At 53.5% G+C, this 13428-nt stretch carries 16 protein-coding genes; 7 read left to right on the forward strand and 9 right to left on the reverse strand.

The features are described from left to right. Nucleotides 1-56: 56 nt before the first annotated feature. The 5 genes from EU556_RS20805 to EU556_RS20825 all read right to left on the reverse strand — a co-directional run bounded on the left by EU556_RS20805 (nt 57) and on the right by EU556_RS20825 (nt 5327). Nucleotides 57-1481, reverse strand: a complete 1425-nt coding sequence (locus tag EU556_RS20805; RefSeq protein ID WP_135436081.1) for a DUF4055 domain-containing protein — start codon at nt 1479-1481, stop codon at nt 57-59. After that, the gene (locus EU556_RS20810) at nt 1481-3112 is read right to left on the reverse strand and encodes a LamG domain-containing protein (RefSeq protein ID WP_167855664.1); all 1632 of its coding nucleotides are present in this window, start codon (nt 3110-3112) and stop codon (nt 1481-1483) included. Before EU556_RS20810 ends, EU556_RS20805 begins: the two co-directional genes overlap by 1 nt. 40 nt (nt 3113-3152) lie before the next feature. Next, entirely contained in the window at nt 3153-4424 is a 1272-nt protein-coding gene (locus EU556_RS20815; RefSeq protein WP_135436083.1) for a terminase large subunit domain-containing protein, read from the reverse strand. After that, nucleotides 4408-4944 carry a hypothetical protein gene (locus EU556_RS20820; RefSeq protein ID WP_135436084.1) on the reverse strand — a complete coding sequence of 179 codons (537 nt, stop codon included), beginning with the start codon at nt 4942-4944 and terminating at the stop codon, nt 4408-4410. Before EU556_RS20820 ends, EU556_RS20815 begins: the two co-directional genes overlap by 17 nt. Nucleotides 4945-5114: 170 nt before the next feature. Continuing rightward, nucleotides 5115-5327, reverse strand: coding sequence for a hypothetical protein (locus EU556_RS20825; protein ID WP_135436085.1), 213 nt, complete (start codon nt 5325-5327; stop codon nt 5115-5117). Nucleotides 5328-5505: 178 nt separating this feature from the next. On the opposite strand from EU556_RS20825, the gene EU556_RS20830 reads away from it, so the two are divergent. The 4 genes from EU556_RS20830 (at nt 5506) to EU556_RS20845 (ending at nt 10377) form a co-directional block, all read left to right on the forward strand. Next, a complete protein-coding gene (locus tag EU556_RS20830) occupies nt 5506-6267 on the forward strand; it encodes a hypothetical protein (protein ID WP_135436086.1) in 762 nt (253 codons plus the stop codon). A gap of 5 nt (nt 6268-6272) precedes the next feature. Then, the gene (locus EU556_RS20835) at nt 6273-6959 is read left to right on the forward strand and encodes a type II toxin-antitoxin system VapC family toxin (RefSeq protein WP_135436087.1); all 687 of its coding nucleotides are present in this window, start codon (nt 6273-6275) and stop codon (nt 6957-6959) included. Between the two features lie 294 nt (nt 6960-7253). Continuing rightward, a complete protein-coding gene (locus EU556_RS20840) occupies nt 7254-9302 on the forward strand; it encodes an HsdM family class I SAM-dependent methyltransferase (protein ID WP_135436088.1) in 2049 nt (682 codons plus the stop codon). Beyond that, the gene (locus tag EU556_RS20845) at nt 9289-10377 is read left to right on the forward strand and encodes a restriction endonuclease subunit S (RefSeq protein WP_135436089.1); all 1089 of its coding nucleotides are present in this window, start codon (nt 9289-9291) and stop codon (nt 10375-10377) included. The genes EU556_RS20840 and EU556_RS20845 overlap by 14 nt, the downstream gene beginning before the upstream one ends. Nucleotides 10378-10410: 33 nt before the next feature. Here the strand turns inward: EU556_RS20845 and EU556_RS20850 are convergent, their stop codons facing one another. The 4 genes from EU556_RS20850 to EU556_RS20865 all read right to left on the reverse strand — a co-directional run bounded on the left by EU556_RS20850 (nt 10411) and on the right by EU556_RS20865 (nt 12239). Continuing rightward, nucleotides 10411-10716, reverse strand: a complete 306-nt coding sequence (locus tag EU556_RS20850; RefSeq protein ID WP_135436090.1) for a hypothetical protein — start codon at nt 10714-10716, stop codon at nt 10411-10413. Continuing rightward, nucleotides 10697-11560: a hypothetical protein gene (locus tag EU556_RS20855; RefSeq protein WP_135436091.1), complete on the reverse strand. Its 864-nt coding sequence runs from the start codon at nt 11558-11560 to the stop codon at nt 10697-10699. Before EU556_RS20855 ends, EU556_RS20850 begins: the two co-directional genes overlap by 20 nt. 150 nt (nt 11561-11710) lie before the next feature. Further along, nucleotides 11711-11974, reverse strand: coding sequence for a RusA family crossover junction endodeoxyribonuclease (locus EU556_RS20860; RefSeq protein ID WP_135436092.1), 264 nt, complete (start codon nt 11972-11974; stop codon nt 11711-11713). Nucleotides 11975-12056: 82 nt separating this feature from the next. Then, nucleotides 12057-12239 (reverse strand): helix-turn-helix domain-containing protein, encoded by a 183-nt coding sequence (locus tag EU556_RS20865; protein WP_135436093.1) that lies wholly within the window; start codon nt 12237-12239, stop codon nt 12057-12059. 94 nt (nt 12240-12333) lie between these two features. On the opposite strand from EU556_RS20865, the gene EU556_RS20870 reads away from it, so the two are divergent. The 3 genes from EU556_RS20870 to EU556_RS20880 are packed head-to-tail and all read left to right on the forward strand — an operon-like array spanning nt 12334 to nt 13426. Further along, a complete protein-coding gene (locus tag EU556_RS20870) occupies nt 12334-12531 on the forward strand; it encodes a hypothetical protein (RefSeq protein ID WP_135436094.1) in 198 nt (65 codons plus the stop codon). Further along, the gene (locus EU556_RS20875) at nt 12531-13172 is read left to right on the forward strand and encodes an ERF family protein (protein WP_135436095.1); all 642 of its coding nucleotides are present in this window, start codon (nt 12531-12533) and stop codon (nt 13170-13172) included. The genes EU556_RS20870 and EU556_RS20875 overlap by 1 nt, the downstream gene beginning before the upstream one ends. After that, entirely contained in the window at nt 13172-13426 is a 255-nt protein-coding gene (locus tag EU556_RS20880; RefSeq protein ID WP_135436096.1) for a DUF2312 domain-containing protein, read from the forward strand. Before EU556_RS20875 ends, EU556_RS20880 begins: the two co-directional genes overlap by 1 nt. Nucleotides 13427-13428: the final 2 nt, after the last annotated feature.

Genomic DNA, 13428 nt, shown 5'->3' on the forward strand with positions numbered 1-13428 from the left:
GCTGACGGGTTTCATAGCTGATTTTCGTGCAGATGGGCGCTTCTGACATCAAGCCCTCACTCGGCAGGAGGTTTATCGGTCAGCGTCCCCAGCGGTGGCCCATCTTCCTTGATAGCGTCTTGCTCTTGCTCAAACGTGCGATCGTCTGGCAACCACTCGGCCGCTTTTAACACCCCAAACAGTGTCTCCTTGGAGATTTCGCCCGCTTGCCGCGCCGCGACCCAGGCCGTCAAATCCGCGCCCGTGAAATTGGGTGGGAAGAAGTCCCGGTTCAGCTCTACGGAAATTTCCCCGGCAATGCCCATCCACTCCGCGGCGAACTGCAGCGCCTTTTCCAACTGACGCTCGACCACCCCACAGGTGGCCGACAAGATGCTGCTTTCCCCGCCGCGCTTGATCTCGTGTGTTTGTGCGGCCTCTGCGTCTTTCTTCTCCGGCGCCAACATGCGTGCGCCCAGCGCCGCCATCTGCTCCTGCTTGCGATCCATGAGCTTTTCCAGCGTCGCAAAGCCCTCGGAGCCGCACTGCAGGAAGCCTACTTTGGTATTGGGGTCGGCGAACGTCAGGAACGTGGAACTGCCAATGTAAATCGCCTTTTCCACTGCGTTGCCGCTTTGATCAAACTCGGCCTGCAGGCCGGCGACCCACGGCGTCGGCTGCCCGGCGATGTGCGCGCCGTTTTCCAGGTCGGCGCTGTTTTGGTAATGCGCGATGTTGACATCAACCAGCGCTTCGATCGGCGGGGTGACGACATCCATCGTCGGTTTGCGGGCCGAAAGCGCATAAAATGGGATTTCCGAGAAGGGTGTGCCAGCCTTCAGAGGCGTGATCGACTGAACAACCGCCCATTCTGCGCCATCCGTCGGACGTTGCCAGATGGCCTGCGAATAGATCCCATCGCTCAACAGCAGCTGACGCACCTGCTGGGCCTTCTCTCCATCCGGGCGCTCGTACCATTCGGACAGACGGACCTCAATGAGTTGATACCGGTTATTGATCCGGCCCATTTTCCAATAGAGGATGCTTTCGGCTTGGTACTGCACGAGATAGGGCCTAATGTTCTGGGCCTCGACCTGCGCGACCGTTACCCCATCGCTCGCCTCCGGCATATCCACAAAGATGCCTCCTCGTGCCACTGTCAGCACTTCGGCCAGGCAGCCTTCGGCGAAATCGGTCAGCGTCTCATCGGAGAGCGTGATGTCATTCATCCACGGTTCCATTATTGGCGGCACCGTCACGGTCATTGGCTTGCGCATCACGAGGCCGATCATGGCCTCGATCGTGCGGCCAGTGGCGTTGAAGAAATTGCCGCGCTTGACGTATTTCAGGTAATTGGCATCTTCCTGACCGGCAAGCTTCGGCAGATAGAGCGGACCGCCCTTGTGAATGGCGCGCTGCCCTTGCTTGGCGTCTCGGCATTTCTTCCAGACGGGTTGGTACTCGATGTAATCGGGGTGCTGGACGGTCGGATCAAGGGCCATTAGGCGACACTCACTTTGCCACGACGCATGGGAAGCGTGTAGGCGCTGTTATCCCGGATGACGTTAGCCAACGTCACGGGCTGGTTGTCATAGATGTAATACAGCGTCCCCGCCACAGCGGATGCCAGGGTCATGGTGATCTGGCTGCCGTTTACCTTGGTAAAGCCGCTCAAGGCGACCTGCTGCCCATTGGCGCCCATGTAATAGAACCCCTCGCCGTTGCCGGTAAAATCTGTGGCGCCATCGTGGGTCAGGTTGATCGTCAGCGTTGCGCCCGAGCGTGTGGCTGAGAAGCGCGGGCCGCTGGTTGCCGTAATTGCCGCGCCCATGTGCCGGTCGCGTTGGCGCGCCGCACGTTGGGCCATGATTTCGTATTGGGCTTTCGGGTAGTGAACGCCATCGCTGAACAGCGGCAGGTCATAGCGCTCATGCGACATGCGGCACCACACGTTTTCGGCGATGACCTCATTTTGAATGTCAACGATGGCTTGAATACCTCCGATGTTGGTGTAGGTGCCATCCGTCCGGATACCCAACTTACCGATGCTGATCTCGGCAGTCGGGCTAAGCGACAACAGGTAGCGGAACAACCGCATCAAGCAGTCTTTGTAGGTCGCCGAGGTAATCAGCGGACGTGAGGGGTTATTGATCGCGTGACCTTCTCCCTCACCCTGATCCCAGATAAACTCATCAACCTGACGGCCATAACGGACAATGATCTCGGACAAGGCCAGGGCGTTCGGGCCGGGCGTGTGGGTGGTGTCATCCCACCAGTAGTTGGTTTCGCCCGCCGATACGGTCGATTTCATAAGCGCCGCGCCACCGATAGCGCCGCCCAGATAGGTCACGATACGCGTTGCGCTATTGGCGCAGGCCGCGAGATACGCATTACGTCCATCGGGATTGCCGCCATTATCGGTGCCGCCCACGACCCACTTGCCGATATTGGATTGCCCTGCCGTGGCCACGGTCGTTACCTGTGGCCTCGTACATAACAGGCTCAACTGCGCAGGCGTCAGGAACGCGCCCGAGCCTAGCTGGAACGAGGCCACCCGGCCTTGCAATGGGTCAGAGCCGCTGTTACGCGCCCCGATCCGCAGCGAGGTGAACGCGGCCGAGAAGGCCGGCAGCGTCGTCGTGATCTCGTACACCTGACCGTGCCAGTAGACCCGCAGGGTCAGCGCCGAGCCATTGACCTGCCAGGTGACACCATACGCCTGAGCGATATTGGCGACGATCGGCAGCGTAATATTCGGCGTGGCAAACTGCGCGGTCGAGATGTCCACGTTGTTGGCGCGCACATAGAACAGGGGTCGGTTGGTGGTGTTCGAGAAGCGCACACCGAACACGTTGTTGCCATTGCCGCTGTGCAGGGCAAACAGCGCCTGCAGCGTCGAGATGGTCGTAATGGCAAAGCGCTGCACGATCCAGCCGGACGACGGAAAAGACGCAAACCCAGCCGGGATTGCGTAATCAGCGCTATTTGTCGGGTAATTGTAATCGGCGGACGGCTTGAGGTCCAGCGCCGCAAGCTGTTCCGCTGACAACCCCGACGATCCGGCATTATCGGACGAGGCAGCCTTACCCTTGGCAGGAAAGAGGACGAACGGAAAGTATCGACTGCGTGCCAAGATGGACCTCATGCTGTTATGCGGCCAGTATGCCCCAGTTTTAAACCCCGTGCAAGACGGCTCTTTGGACGCCACGCCCACGGATCGGGTACCGCTGATTGATGAAATAGCCCTGGGCATCAGGCGGGTGGTCGTGGCCGGTGCTTTTGTCCGGCTCGCCGTTCTTGTCGTAGGCCTGCTGCTCCAACGCCTCCGTCAGGCGCGGGCACTGATCGGTGTTGACCAACCAGCGGCGTTCGCCCTCACCGTTCAGGATCATAGCGTTCATAGCGTTGACCCGATCCTTTACGGCCGGATTGGTGCTGTTGACGATGACGGTGAACCGGTTCTGGCGCAGGATGGACAGGTCGCTTTCCGAGGCGTTCACCGACTTATGCGCCTGGCCGCTGGCGTCGGGGTACACGGTCATGCTGTGGTCCGGGTAGCGCTCCCGCAGCATCCGCGCCATTGTTGGCGTATCGCGCACGCCGGTCAATTCGCCTACGGTGCGAGGCCAGCCGTCGCGGATCACGTTGATGATGGCCGTCATGTTCAGCACGTTGAAGTCCATGCCTATGTGCAGCGGCTCACGCGGGCGCATGGTGTCGTTGGTATGGTTCAGGCGCCGGTCGAAGCTGGCATATACCGAGCCGGAAGCCAGGTTGACGAATTGGCCGCGCAGGTAGGCATCGATCAGCTGTGGCGGGTAGGAGGCGAACAGCGAGGAAATGTAATCGTCCGGCAGGTTGATGGCGTTGTCGTAGGTGCTGGCCTGCACCATGCCGTACAGGTCACGAAGCGCTGGCTTTTCGCGCAGCTGCTTGACGAACTGGTTGTAGACGAATTTGAAGCCCTCGGGCGTCGTGGTGACGGAAATGCCGTTGACCAGCCCTGGCACATTGTAGCGCATCCGGGCGATGATCTTGCGCCAGGCGGTTTCCGCCTTGTCGATCTTCATCACGTCCAGCTCGTCAATCAGCGCCTTGCCGATCTTGAAGCCCACGATGTCGCCGGGCTTTTCCATCGACCGGCACAGAATGGTGCCGCGGTACTTCTTGCCCGAGTACAGGGCGACTTCCTTGTTGCTGAGGTGGATTTTGGTGGTCAGGCCCCACTCGGCGGCGACTTCCTCGATCGTCGGGTAGAAGATGTCCCGGATCTGGCCGTAGGTCGGCGCGAAATAGCCGGAGTTGATGCCGGGGAACTCCATCGCGTGCTTGCACAGGTCGGTGCAGCCCACCCACGTTTTGCCCGAGCCGAAGCCTGCCACGAAAGCCTTGAACTTGTGCGGCAGGCGGATGAACTCGAATTGCGGCCTATTGAGGTTCGGCACCCGGCTTCCTTCCGTCCACCTCTTTCAGCGTCACGGGCTCGGGTTGGGCCTTGTTGTCATCATCGGCCGGCTCCGGTTTGTCGCGCCACTTGGCCGGCTGACGGTTGCGCAGCCACAGCGACAGGGCGGGGGTATCGGGTGGCGCCGCACGGCGCACGGGCACGACCTGAATTTCTTCTCTCTCGCTGATTTTGCGACCGTTGCCTGCATATTCGACGGTCTTGATCTTGAACGCCTGGTCCTCGACCCATTCCGCGCCCATCGCTCGTTCGTGGAGCTTGGCGGCCACGTCGGCGTCAGCTTTGAGCTTGCCCGCACATATGGCGTCGGAAAAATCTTGGTGACGCTTCTTCCACTCGTGGATGGTATCGACGTTGACGCCGAAGAACTCGGCCAGCTCGTCATTGGTCAGGCCCAGCAGACACAGCTTGCGGGCTTGCTCAGCGTACTCAGGCAGATACAGGCTTGGCCGACCGCGTTTCAGTTTGCTTTTCGCTGGCTTTTTCTTCTTGGCCGGCACATATCACCTCAAAAAACTGCCTATTCGTCCCTATTGCTCCGTGTCATTGGCGGCCACGACCGGCCTTGTCGATAGGGACTTGGTATGCCGGGTCGATAGGCGCGACCCCCAAGACGGGCGGCGTGGCACGCTTTGATGATACCACAGCCACCAGGCAGTGCAAGGGGATTTTACCGACGCAGCCGACCGTATGGGATCGGCAGCTGCTTGCCGGCCTCGTGCCGGTCGGTAACAGCGAACAAGTTGCGCAGGAAGCGCTGATTGCTGGCCGTGTCATTCGGATTGCGTGCGGCCTCGACCTGTTCGAGCTGATCGGCGATAGGGGAGTAGTCCAGGCCCGTGAGGTGCTGACGGTTGTTGAGCCAGTTGGCGGTGATGGACATGCATGATCCTTTCTGTGAGGACGGAAAGCATCAGCATAGCAAGTGAACGGCGGGATATGTCAAGGGATAATTTGCTGAAAACAAACACAATGGTCATCATTGTGTCTGCGTTCTAGGCAGTTAGCGCCTATTACATCCACTATTGCCGTATAAGGTTTAATTAATAGATTGCGCGTCAATGGAACCCCAGGCACACATCATCGAGCTGAAATTCGAGGGCAATGGCATCAAGCCCTCGAAAGTGAAAGCCAGCGAAGTGGCAGAGCTTATCATGAGCTTTGAAGGGGCCATCATGTCGGTGATGAAGCAGCAGCACGCCAGTGTCAGTGACACGGAGGTGTTTATCAGCTTCGAGGAAATCAAGGATCAAAGCCTTAGCCTCAAGTGCCTGGCCAATAAGGCGAGGGAATATGTGTTCCCGGCGTTGCTGGCTATCACAACCTCGTTTTCCAACAATGCTTACTCGGGTCTGCCTTCGGGCGCGATCGAGGACCTAAAGAAGATTACCAAGTTCGCTCGGCGCCATGAGTGCGATGGGGTATGGATCCAGGATGGCGAACGCGTTGCCAGCTTCGACAAGGACACGGAGATCAACATCTCAGAGCAAGAGTTCCTGCGCGGCGATACCACGATTTATGGTCAGGTATTGAAGGCCGGCGGTGACAATCCGCGTGTAACGCTCAAGATTGACGACGACTATACTGTCAGCTTTGACGTGCAGCGCGAGATAGCCATCAAGTTGGCTAGCAACCTGTACAAGGAAGTCGGCATGACAGGAAACGCACGCTGGCACCGGAAAACCTACAAAGTGGTTGATTTTCGCCCAGAGCGTTTGATTTTCATTGAGCAGGCACCCTTGACCGACACATTCAATCAGCTCGGCAAACTGTTTGGCGGCAGTTTAGAGGCAACCAACACTAAAAGCCTTTATCTCGACTAGACGCTATGGGTAAGCTTGTAATGATCGACAGTCAGATCTTCATATGGGGCATCAAGGGCATGGCTTCTGAGGGGCAAGAGTTCCGCATTGGCCCAGCCCAGCGCTTCATACAGTTTCTGGATGACGAGAAAAGCAAGCTCCTGTTGCCAGTCCCGCAGATGGCCGAGTTGCTGTCTTGCGTGCCCCCTGATCAGCAGGTAGAGATCAAGCGCTTTTTCGATAAGCGGTTCCAGGTCCGGCCTTTTGACGAGCTGGCTGCTGAGAAGTGCGCCGAGCTGCTGTATCACTCATTTAACGATCAAGAGCTAATCGAATACCGTAACGAGCATAAGGTCCCCAAGCAAAAGATCAAGTATGACTGCATGCTGGTGGCGATGGCAATCACTAACCGCGTCAGCAAGATCTACTCCGACGATAAGGACCTGAAGAAATTCGCAGCTGGGCAGATCGACGTAGTGAAGATGCCCGACATTGCCCCCGCGCCAGTACAGCAGACGTTGCAGTTTGATGGTGATCCGGATACATGGCGCAGGAGAGCTGAACACTCAGCCGTACCTGCCACTGAGGGGGAGCCAGGCAAAGGCATTGTTATCGAGCAACGACTGGATAGGTTCATGTCGGAGATTGCTGGTAAGCCAATTGTTTCGGGCAATCTAAGGTTTGGGGGCGATCAGGTGCCACCTCAAGCTTAGGAGTAAGAGGGAGGGGAGATCGCGTTTTATTCAAAGGCCACGTAGGCGGTCTGATTGGCAGCGACGGAGGGGCAAGCCAGATGGATGCCCAGCGAATATAGGTAATGCCTTTGCTGTTGGGGCGTTCCTTCTAAGGGGGGAATTCGCTGTGCGCTATGCAGTTACGAGCTATTTTCAAAGGGGCTGGATTAGCTACTAAACTATTTAGTAAGTTTGCGATTGTGGCTATGTAGCCCCAAGGATGGCATATATAAAATGCCATTGTTTTACAAAAAGCAGCTTGCAAAACGCGACATGAGCGAGGATTTAGTTCAATCGGCGACACATCAAATTGGTCACTACGGATATATCCGGCTCGGCTCAACTCGATTAAGTCAATTAAAGCGCAGTAAATATATTCAAGGCAAACTTGATATTGCTGACGAAGCCCGCAAACCCGATGGTATTGTTTTTCTTCCCAGCGGTGGGATAAAGGCTGTAATTGAGGTTAAGCAGCCAAAGGAATTAGTGGCAAAAGAACTGCCATCTGTTATTGATCATTACAGCCAAATTGCCAAAGCTGTTTGCAATGTGTTGATTATTACGGATGGAAAAAATTCATACTGGATCAATCCACACACAAAAGAATATATAAAGGATGAGACAGGTCACGATATAAGCTTACTATTTGATCCTAAAGCGATCGAAGGTAAAACGCTTTCGCTAGAGAAGGCGAACAAGATTTCCTCGTTAATTGAGCAGGCCGCGTTCTGTATTAACGAAACAAATAATCATATCACCCCGCTCAATGTTATCGATCCGAGCGGATTAGCACGAACTGTTTGGCAAAAAATTTGGATTAATACCGGTAAAGAGCCTGAAAAATGTTTGTATAATGTCGTTGAGATATTTCTCTTTAAATTTCTCAGCGATACAGGCGTTTTGATTGGAAATTATGGTTTTCAGCGTGTTCTTGATCTGATCATCAAGGATGGTCCGGTCGATGCGCTAAACCACTATGCCAATATTTCAAGGAAGAAGATTAAGGCTCTTTTCCCTCCAGGCACGGACAATACCACCGTTATCAACGGCACTATCTTCGTCAACGAGCAGGGCGACCCCAACACCTCGCAGGCAAGTCTTTTTGCCGAGGTCATTCAGCTGTTCCAGAACTTCGATGACAAGCATGGCTCCATGCGCCATATCAACCGGGAGTTTAAGACCCGTCTGTATGAGTCGTTCTTGCGTCAGGAGGCAGGCGTAAAATCGCTAGGCCAATATTTTACCCCGCGAAATGTTGTGCAGGCAGTCGTTAAAATGTCCAGCGCATCGTCACTCAAGGACGGCGCCAGGATCTGCGATCCATTTTGCGGTGTGGGCGGCTTTGTTTTGGAAACAATAGTCGAAAACAAGAATATTTTCAATCAATATACGCCGAGTAACGGCAAAATTGAGCCTAAAATTATTCTAAAGGGGTACGACAAAGGTTCTGACGAAAAAGAAGATGAGCGTACAATTATATTGGCCAAGGCCAATATGCTCATTTATTTCTCTGACCTGCTGGCGCAATACAACAGCGAGGCTCACCTCAAGGAGTTTTCTGAAAAAGCATTTAATGCTGTTTTTGAATTGCTGAGGTCTAATCTGGGAACATTCGGCCGTCACGACGATGAGCCATATGATCTGATATTGACTAATCCTCCCTATGTAACGAGCGGATCAGCAAGTCTTAAAAATTCAATCGAGTTTGGTGGTGCAAATAAATTCCTGCCATTAGGTCGTGGTACGGAAGCCTTGGCTATTCAATGGATCGTTAATAACCTGAAAGTAGATGGTGAAGCATTGGTTATTATTCCTGATGGTTTGCTTAACCAAGCATCTATTCTCAACTACCTGACAGAAAACTGTTTCATTAGAGGGGTCGTCGCTTTGCCAAGCCGTACTTTCTATTCAACACCCAAGAAAACATATATTCTTGTTATAAATAAAAAGGAGTCGAAATCCGACATTCAAGAGGAACCTGTATTTACATACTTGGTTTCCGAGATTGGCGAATCACGAGATGCTAGACGGGTGCCAATTAAAGACAATGATTTGACGGAAATGGAAATGCTATTCCGACAGTTCAATGCGACACGGAAGACCTTTGTTTCATCATCTCCACGTTGCAAAGTTTTCGATTTTGATGTTTTCAAAAACAGCAAAAATTGGCTGATCGACCGTCTCTGGACGAAAGACGAAAAAAAGGCGCTCGGTATTGTTGATGAGCGGGTCGAGGTTGATGAGGCTGGCTTCCTTGCATTGGCTAAAGAAGCAAATGACGAGATCCAAAAGTTTTTGACGACTTACAATGGCAACTCTTAAAAATTTCGCGGTAGAGGAGCTTTTCACCCCAACACGCGGAAAAAGCAAATACACCCGTGGCTATGCAGATAAGCATCCGGGTGAGTACCCCGTGTATTCTGCAGCCTTAGAGGCGCCACTTTGCTACATCGACCATTACGATTACGATGGGACCTATTTGACATGGACTGCCAATGGCTATGGTGGCCGTATTCAGATCAAATCAGGGAAGTTTTCAATCAACGGTGACCGCGGCATTCTTATTCCGGTTAATGAGGATCATCCCAACCTGGATTACATCAAATATTTCCTGCAACCTGTTCTGATCGGGCAAGCTGTCGGTAGGGTCGTTGACGGTAAAAAGAACGAGTACACTAAGGTCGGCCCAGAGGTTGTGGCCAACTCGATCATCACTCTGCCGGTTAATGAAGAGGACAACATAGACCACGACGCCATCCACGAGAAAGGCGAAAAGATCAAGCAGATACTCGCTCTTCAAGACTCGATGAAGAAGCAAGTCGAGCAACTTGACGACGCAGAAATTGTGATTGAGGTCAATGAGCCTAGCAAAACAATCAACCTTGGAGACACGCAGTATTTCACGCTTTCTATCGGCGACCGGGTGCTGATAAAGGATGGATTGGGCGAGGGTGTACCGGCTTATAGCGCCAATGTAAAGGTGCCAATAAGCTACATTGCTGAATCCAACCTCTCTGATTTTGATAGACCATCAATCCTTTGGGGAATTGATAACACACTCTTTTTTTATAATATAATTCCTGAAAATGTCGTTTTCGCAACGACAGATCACTGTGGAAGAGCTTTAATCAATGTTCCCGACTTAGATGCAGAGTACGTTTACTACTACCTGCAAGCTACCAGGCTGGAGTATGGTTTTGATCGCGTGTTTCGATCAAGCTTGGAAAACATGCGGAGTATCGTAGAAATAAAGGTGCCGCTTGATGAAAAAGGTAATTTTTCATTGAAGCGACAGAAAGAAATTGCTGAACGTTACAAAAGGGCAAATGCTCTTAAGGAAAGCATCATAGAAAAGCTTGATGTCTTGCAGAGCGTTGCCGTAGACATAAATCAGTAGCCCCACTTGATCTGAAACAGCCCCAGGACCTGGTCAAGGGGCTGTTTTTATTTGCTGCTGCTCGTACCTGTCCATATAATCCTGCTCGGCCAGAGTAAGCGCAAAAGGGCCCTCCCTTGATCGTTCAACCAGCCGCTGATACACTCGCCCACACATCGGCTTAACCGAAGGATCCAGTATCTCGACGATGTCGGCCGGCGTCGGTATCTCCTTGCCGGTTTTCAGGTACTGACGGAAGGCGTTGCGCACCTGGTCGATGTTGTACTCGCCTAGCATCCATTGAAAACCGGCATCACGCACAGCCGTGACGTCGGCTGCTTCACCGTATTTCCTCAGCATCGTGTAGGTCTGAGTGAGCAAGTCCGATAACTGGTCTTGGCTGGTCAAGCAATTCTTGATCGGGGTTCCTGCCGCCGTTTGCTTTCCAGCGGGCTGCACGATCGAGCTTGATTTTTTCGGTGATTTCTCGGGCAATATCGGTCTGTGACTTGCGGCCACCATAGCCGTTTCCGTTCGGTTCTCCGGCAGAGCCGCCAGGTCGGCCAGCACCTTGTTGATAGTGGTTTTGACGGTTTCCATTGTAGCCTCCTTTGATTTCAAATACACCCGTCCAGCCGCGCTCGATGGATTGCTGCAGCACGGCTGCCGGCTGATGGCCTTGCTGCCGTAGGGTGTCCAGCTTGATGATGATGAGTTGCTTGGCGCGGGCGGTAAACTTGGCGCCGCGCATCCGGCAGAAGTCCCGCCAGTCGTCGGCCGGCAGCCACGCGGGTATATCTATAAGGTTCTTAACCTTCTTATCCTTATTACCTTCTTTATTAGTGCCCTGTCTGCTGCCTGTCTGCTGCTCGTCTGATGTATTATCAGGTGTCTCGTCTGCTGTCTCGCCAGTCTGATATTCTTCGTATTTACAGATAGTTATAGTGCTGTTTCTGTTGCTCGTTTCCACGATGATATTTCCATCTTCCTGCAACTCATTTATAAACCGCTCGGTCTTGCCTCTCGACCACTTCCAGCGCTGAGCGAGCCGGACTTGGGACCAGCCACACTGACCACGCTTCACTGTGATCCGCTGTCCGGCCACCCGGATAAAACCGTCTTTGAAGTTTGCGAGGAGAATAAGATCGACCCATGCCTGCCCACGGGTAAACGGCTCCGAAAGCCATAAATCGCTTTCAGCCATCTTTCGGTGTAGCTTCAACCAACCTGACATTTGTACTCGCGCTTTCGCTTCGCACTAGAGAGAAATACGCGTCCAGCCGTGCGAACAACTGATAAAGGGTCTCTTAGGCCCACCGCTCGTTGTCAGCAATGCACAGCTGGGCGATGGCTGTCAAGAATTATTTTCGGGGTATAGCGTGATCTCGACCCGCGGATTGTGCTTGTCCGCATTCTCGAACACCATCATGGGCCGGAAGCGGCGGTCATTTACACCCCAGGCATCGGCTATTCCGTCGAACAGTGCCTTGCAGGCGCTCACCTGAGCATCGAAATCCCAGCGGTTGTTCGGCGGGTAGAATGTGACGCACAGAGCAATGCAACCGGCGGGAAAGCTCACCGGCTGCGCCGCAGCGATCTGGCGGCAGGCCAGCTTCAAAGCGTTTTTATGTGGGTTTTTCTTAGCCCAATGGCTGCGGTCATTGGGGCGCAGGATGCTCGGCGGGAAGGGGAGGACCAGCTTAATCAGGGTAGAAATCCAGCACCGTCACAGCGTCGGCGGTGACTTCCTTGATTTTCCTGATCTGCTTCGGATGCGGTACGCAGTCGCCCGACAGCCAGCGGTATGCCGTTGACGGGTGGACGCCGCAATCCTTGGCGAACGCTTCAATGCTTTTATCCGAGAGCCAGTCTTTCAATTTCATGCCTTAATGGTTGGCACAACCAGGCACGGATTGCAAGCAAATAATTATCGTTTCGTGCGAAAATAGTTGTTGACCCGCGTCGCATTTCGTGCGAATGTCAATCATCAACAGCGAACAGGAGCGCGTGATGTCGGGACGATTAGAAGCCATTTACGACTGCATCAAAGCAATCGAGGGCAAGGAAGATTGTCAGACAGCTACGGGCTTTTTGAGAACGCTGGCGATGAAAGAGGAAGCAATCATTGCTCGTCAAGAGCAGGAATTTATCACACAGGTATATGGAGACCGTTGATGTCAGGAGAAAATCACGTTTACAAGGCTATTGCCGATGTTACAGCGGAAATGTCCAAGGAGGGCATTGCCAAAGGGCGTAAAAATCAGCAGCAGGGCTATTCATTCCGAGGCATTGACGAGGTGTTGAATGCCTTGTCTCCGGTATTGTCTAAGCACAAGTTGGTTATCCTGCCTCGGATGACCGAGCGCGAGTGTGTTGAGCGGCAAAGCAAAAATGGAGGGGTGATTTTTTACGTCACCGTGAAGGCAGAATTCGACTTTGTCAGCGCCGTCGATGGATCGAAGCATACAGTATCGACCTATGGCGAAGCAATGGACAGCGCTGACAAGGCCACCAACAAAGCTATGAGCGCCGCCTATAAATACGCTGCCTTTCAGACATTTTGCATCCCGACTGAGGGCGACAATGATGCCGACGCGACAACACATGATGTCGCTCCGAAGGTGCCGCCCGAGAAGCTGACAGCTGAGCGCAAGGAGTTCATCGTCAAGATGCTCCTTGAAGCTGATACGCCCGAAAAATTGAAGGCTATCAAGGACCAGGCAAAAGCCGAGTGTCAAAGGTTTGGTGACGAAGCAGCCTACAAAGAGATCATCAACGCCGTCAAAGCGGCAAAAACCAAGAAAGAGAGCAAATAATGTCCACCGCAACCAATATCGGCGGCGTAGCCGGTGAGCGCTTGCGCCAGTACATCGAGCGCATCGAGCGTCTTGAAGAGGAAAAGTCTGGCATCGCCGAGGACATCCGCGACGTGTATGCTGAGTGCAATAGCGCTGGGCTTGATACCAAGGCAATACGCCAGGTGATCAAGTTGCGCAAGATGGATCGCCAGAAGCGGCAGGAGCAGGAAGAAATTCTTGAGTTATATAAATCAGCTATCGGAATGGAGTAACC

The sequence above is a fragment of the Hymenobacter fodinae genome, assembly GCF_004745825.1.
In the GTDB taxonomy this organism is placed as follows: domain Bacteria; phylum Bacteroidota; class Bacteroidia; order Cytophagales; family Hymenobacteraceae; genus Hymenobacter; species Hymenobacter fodinae.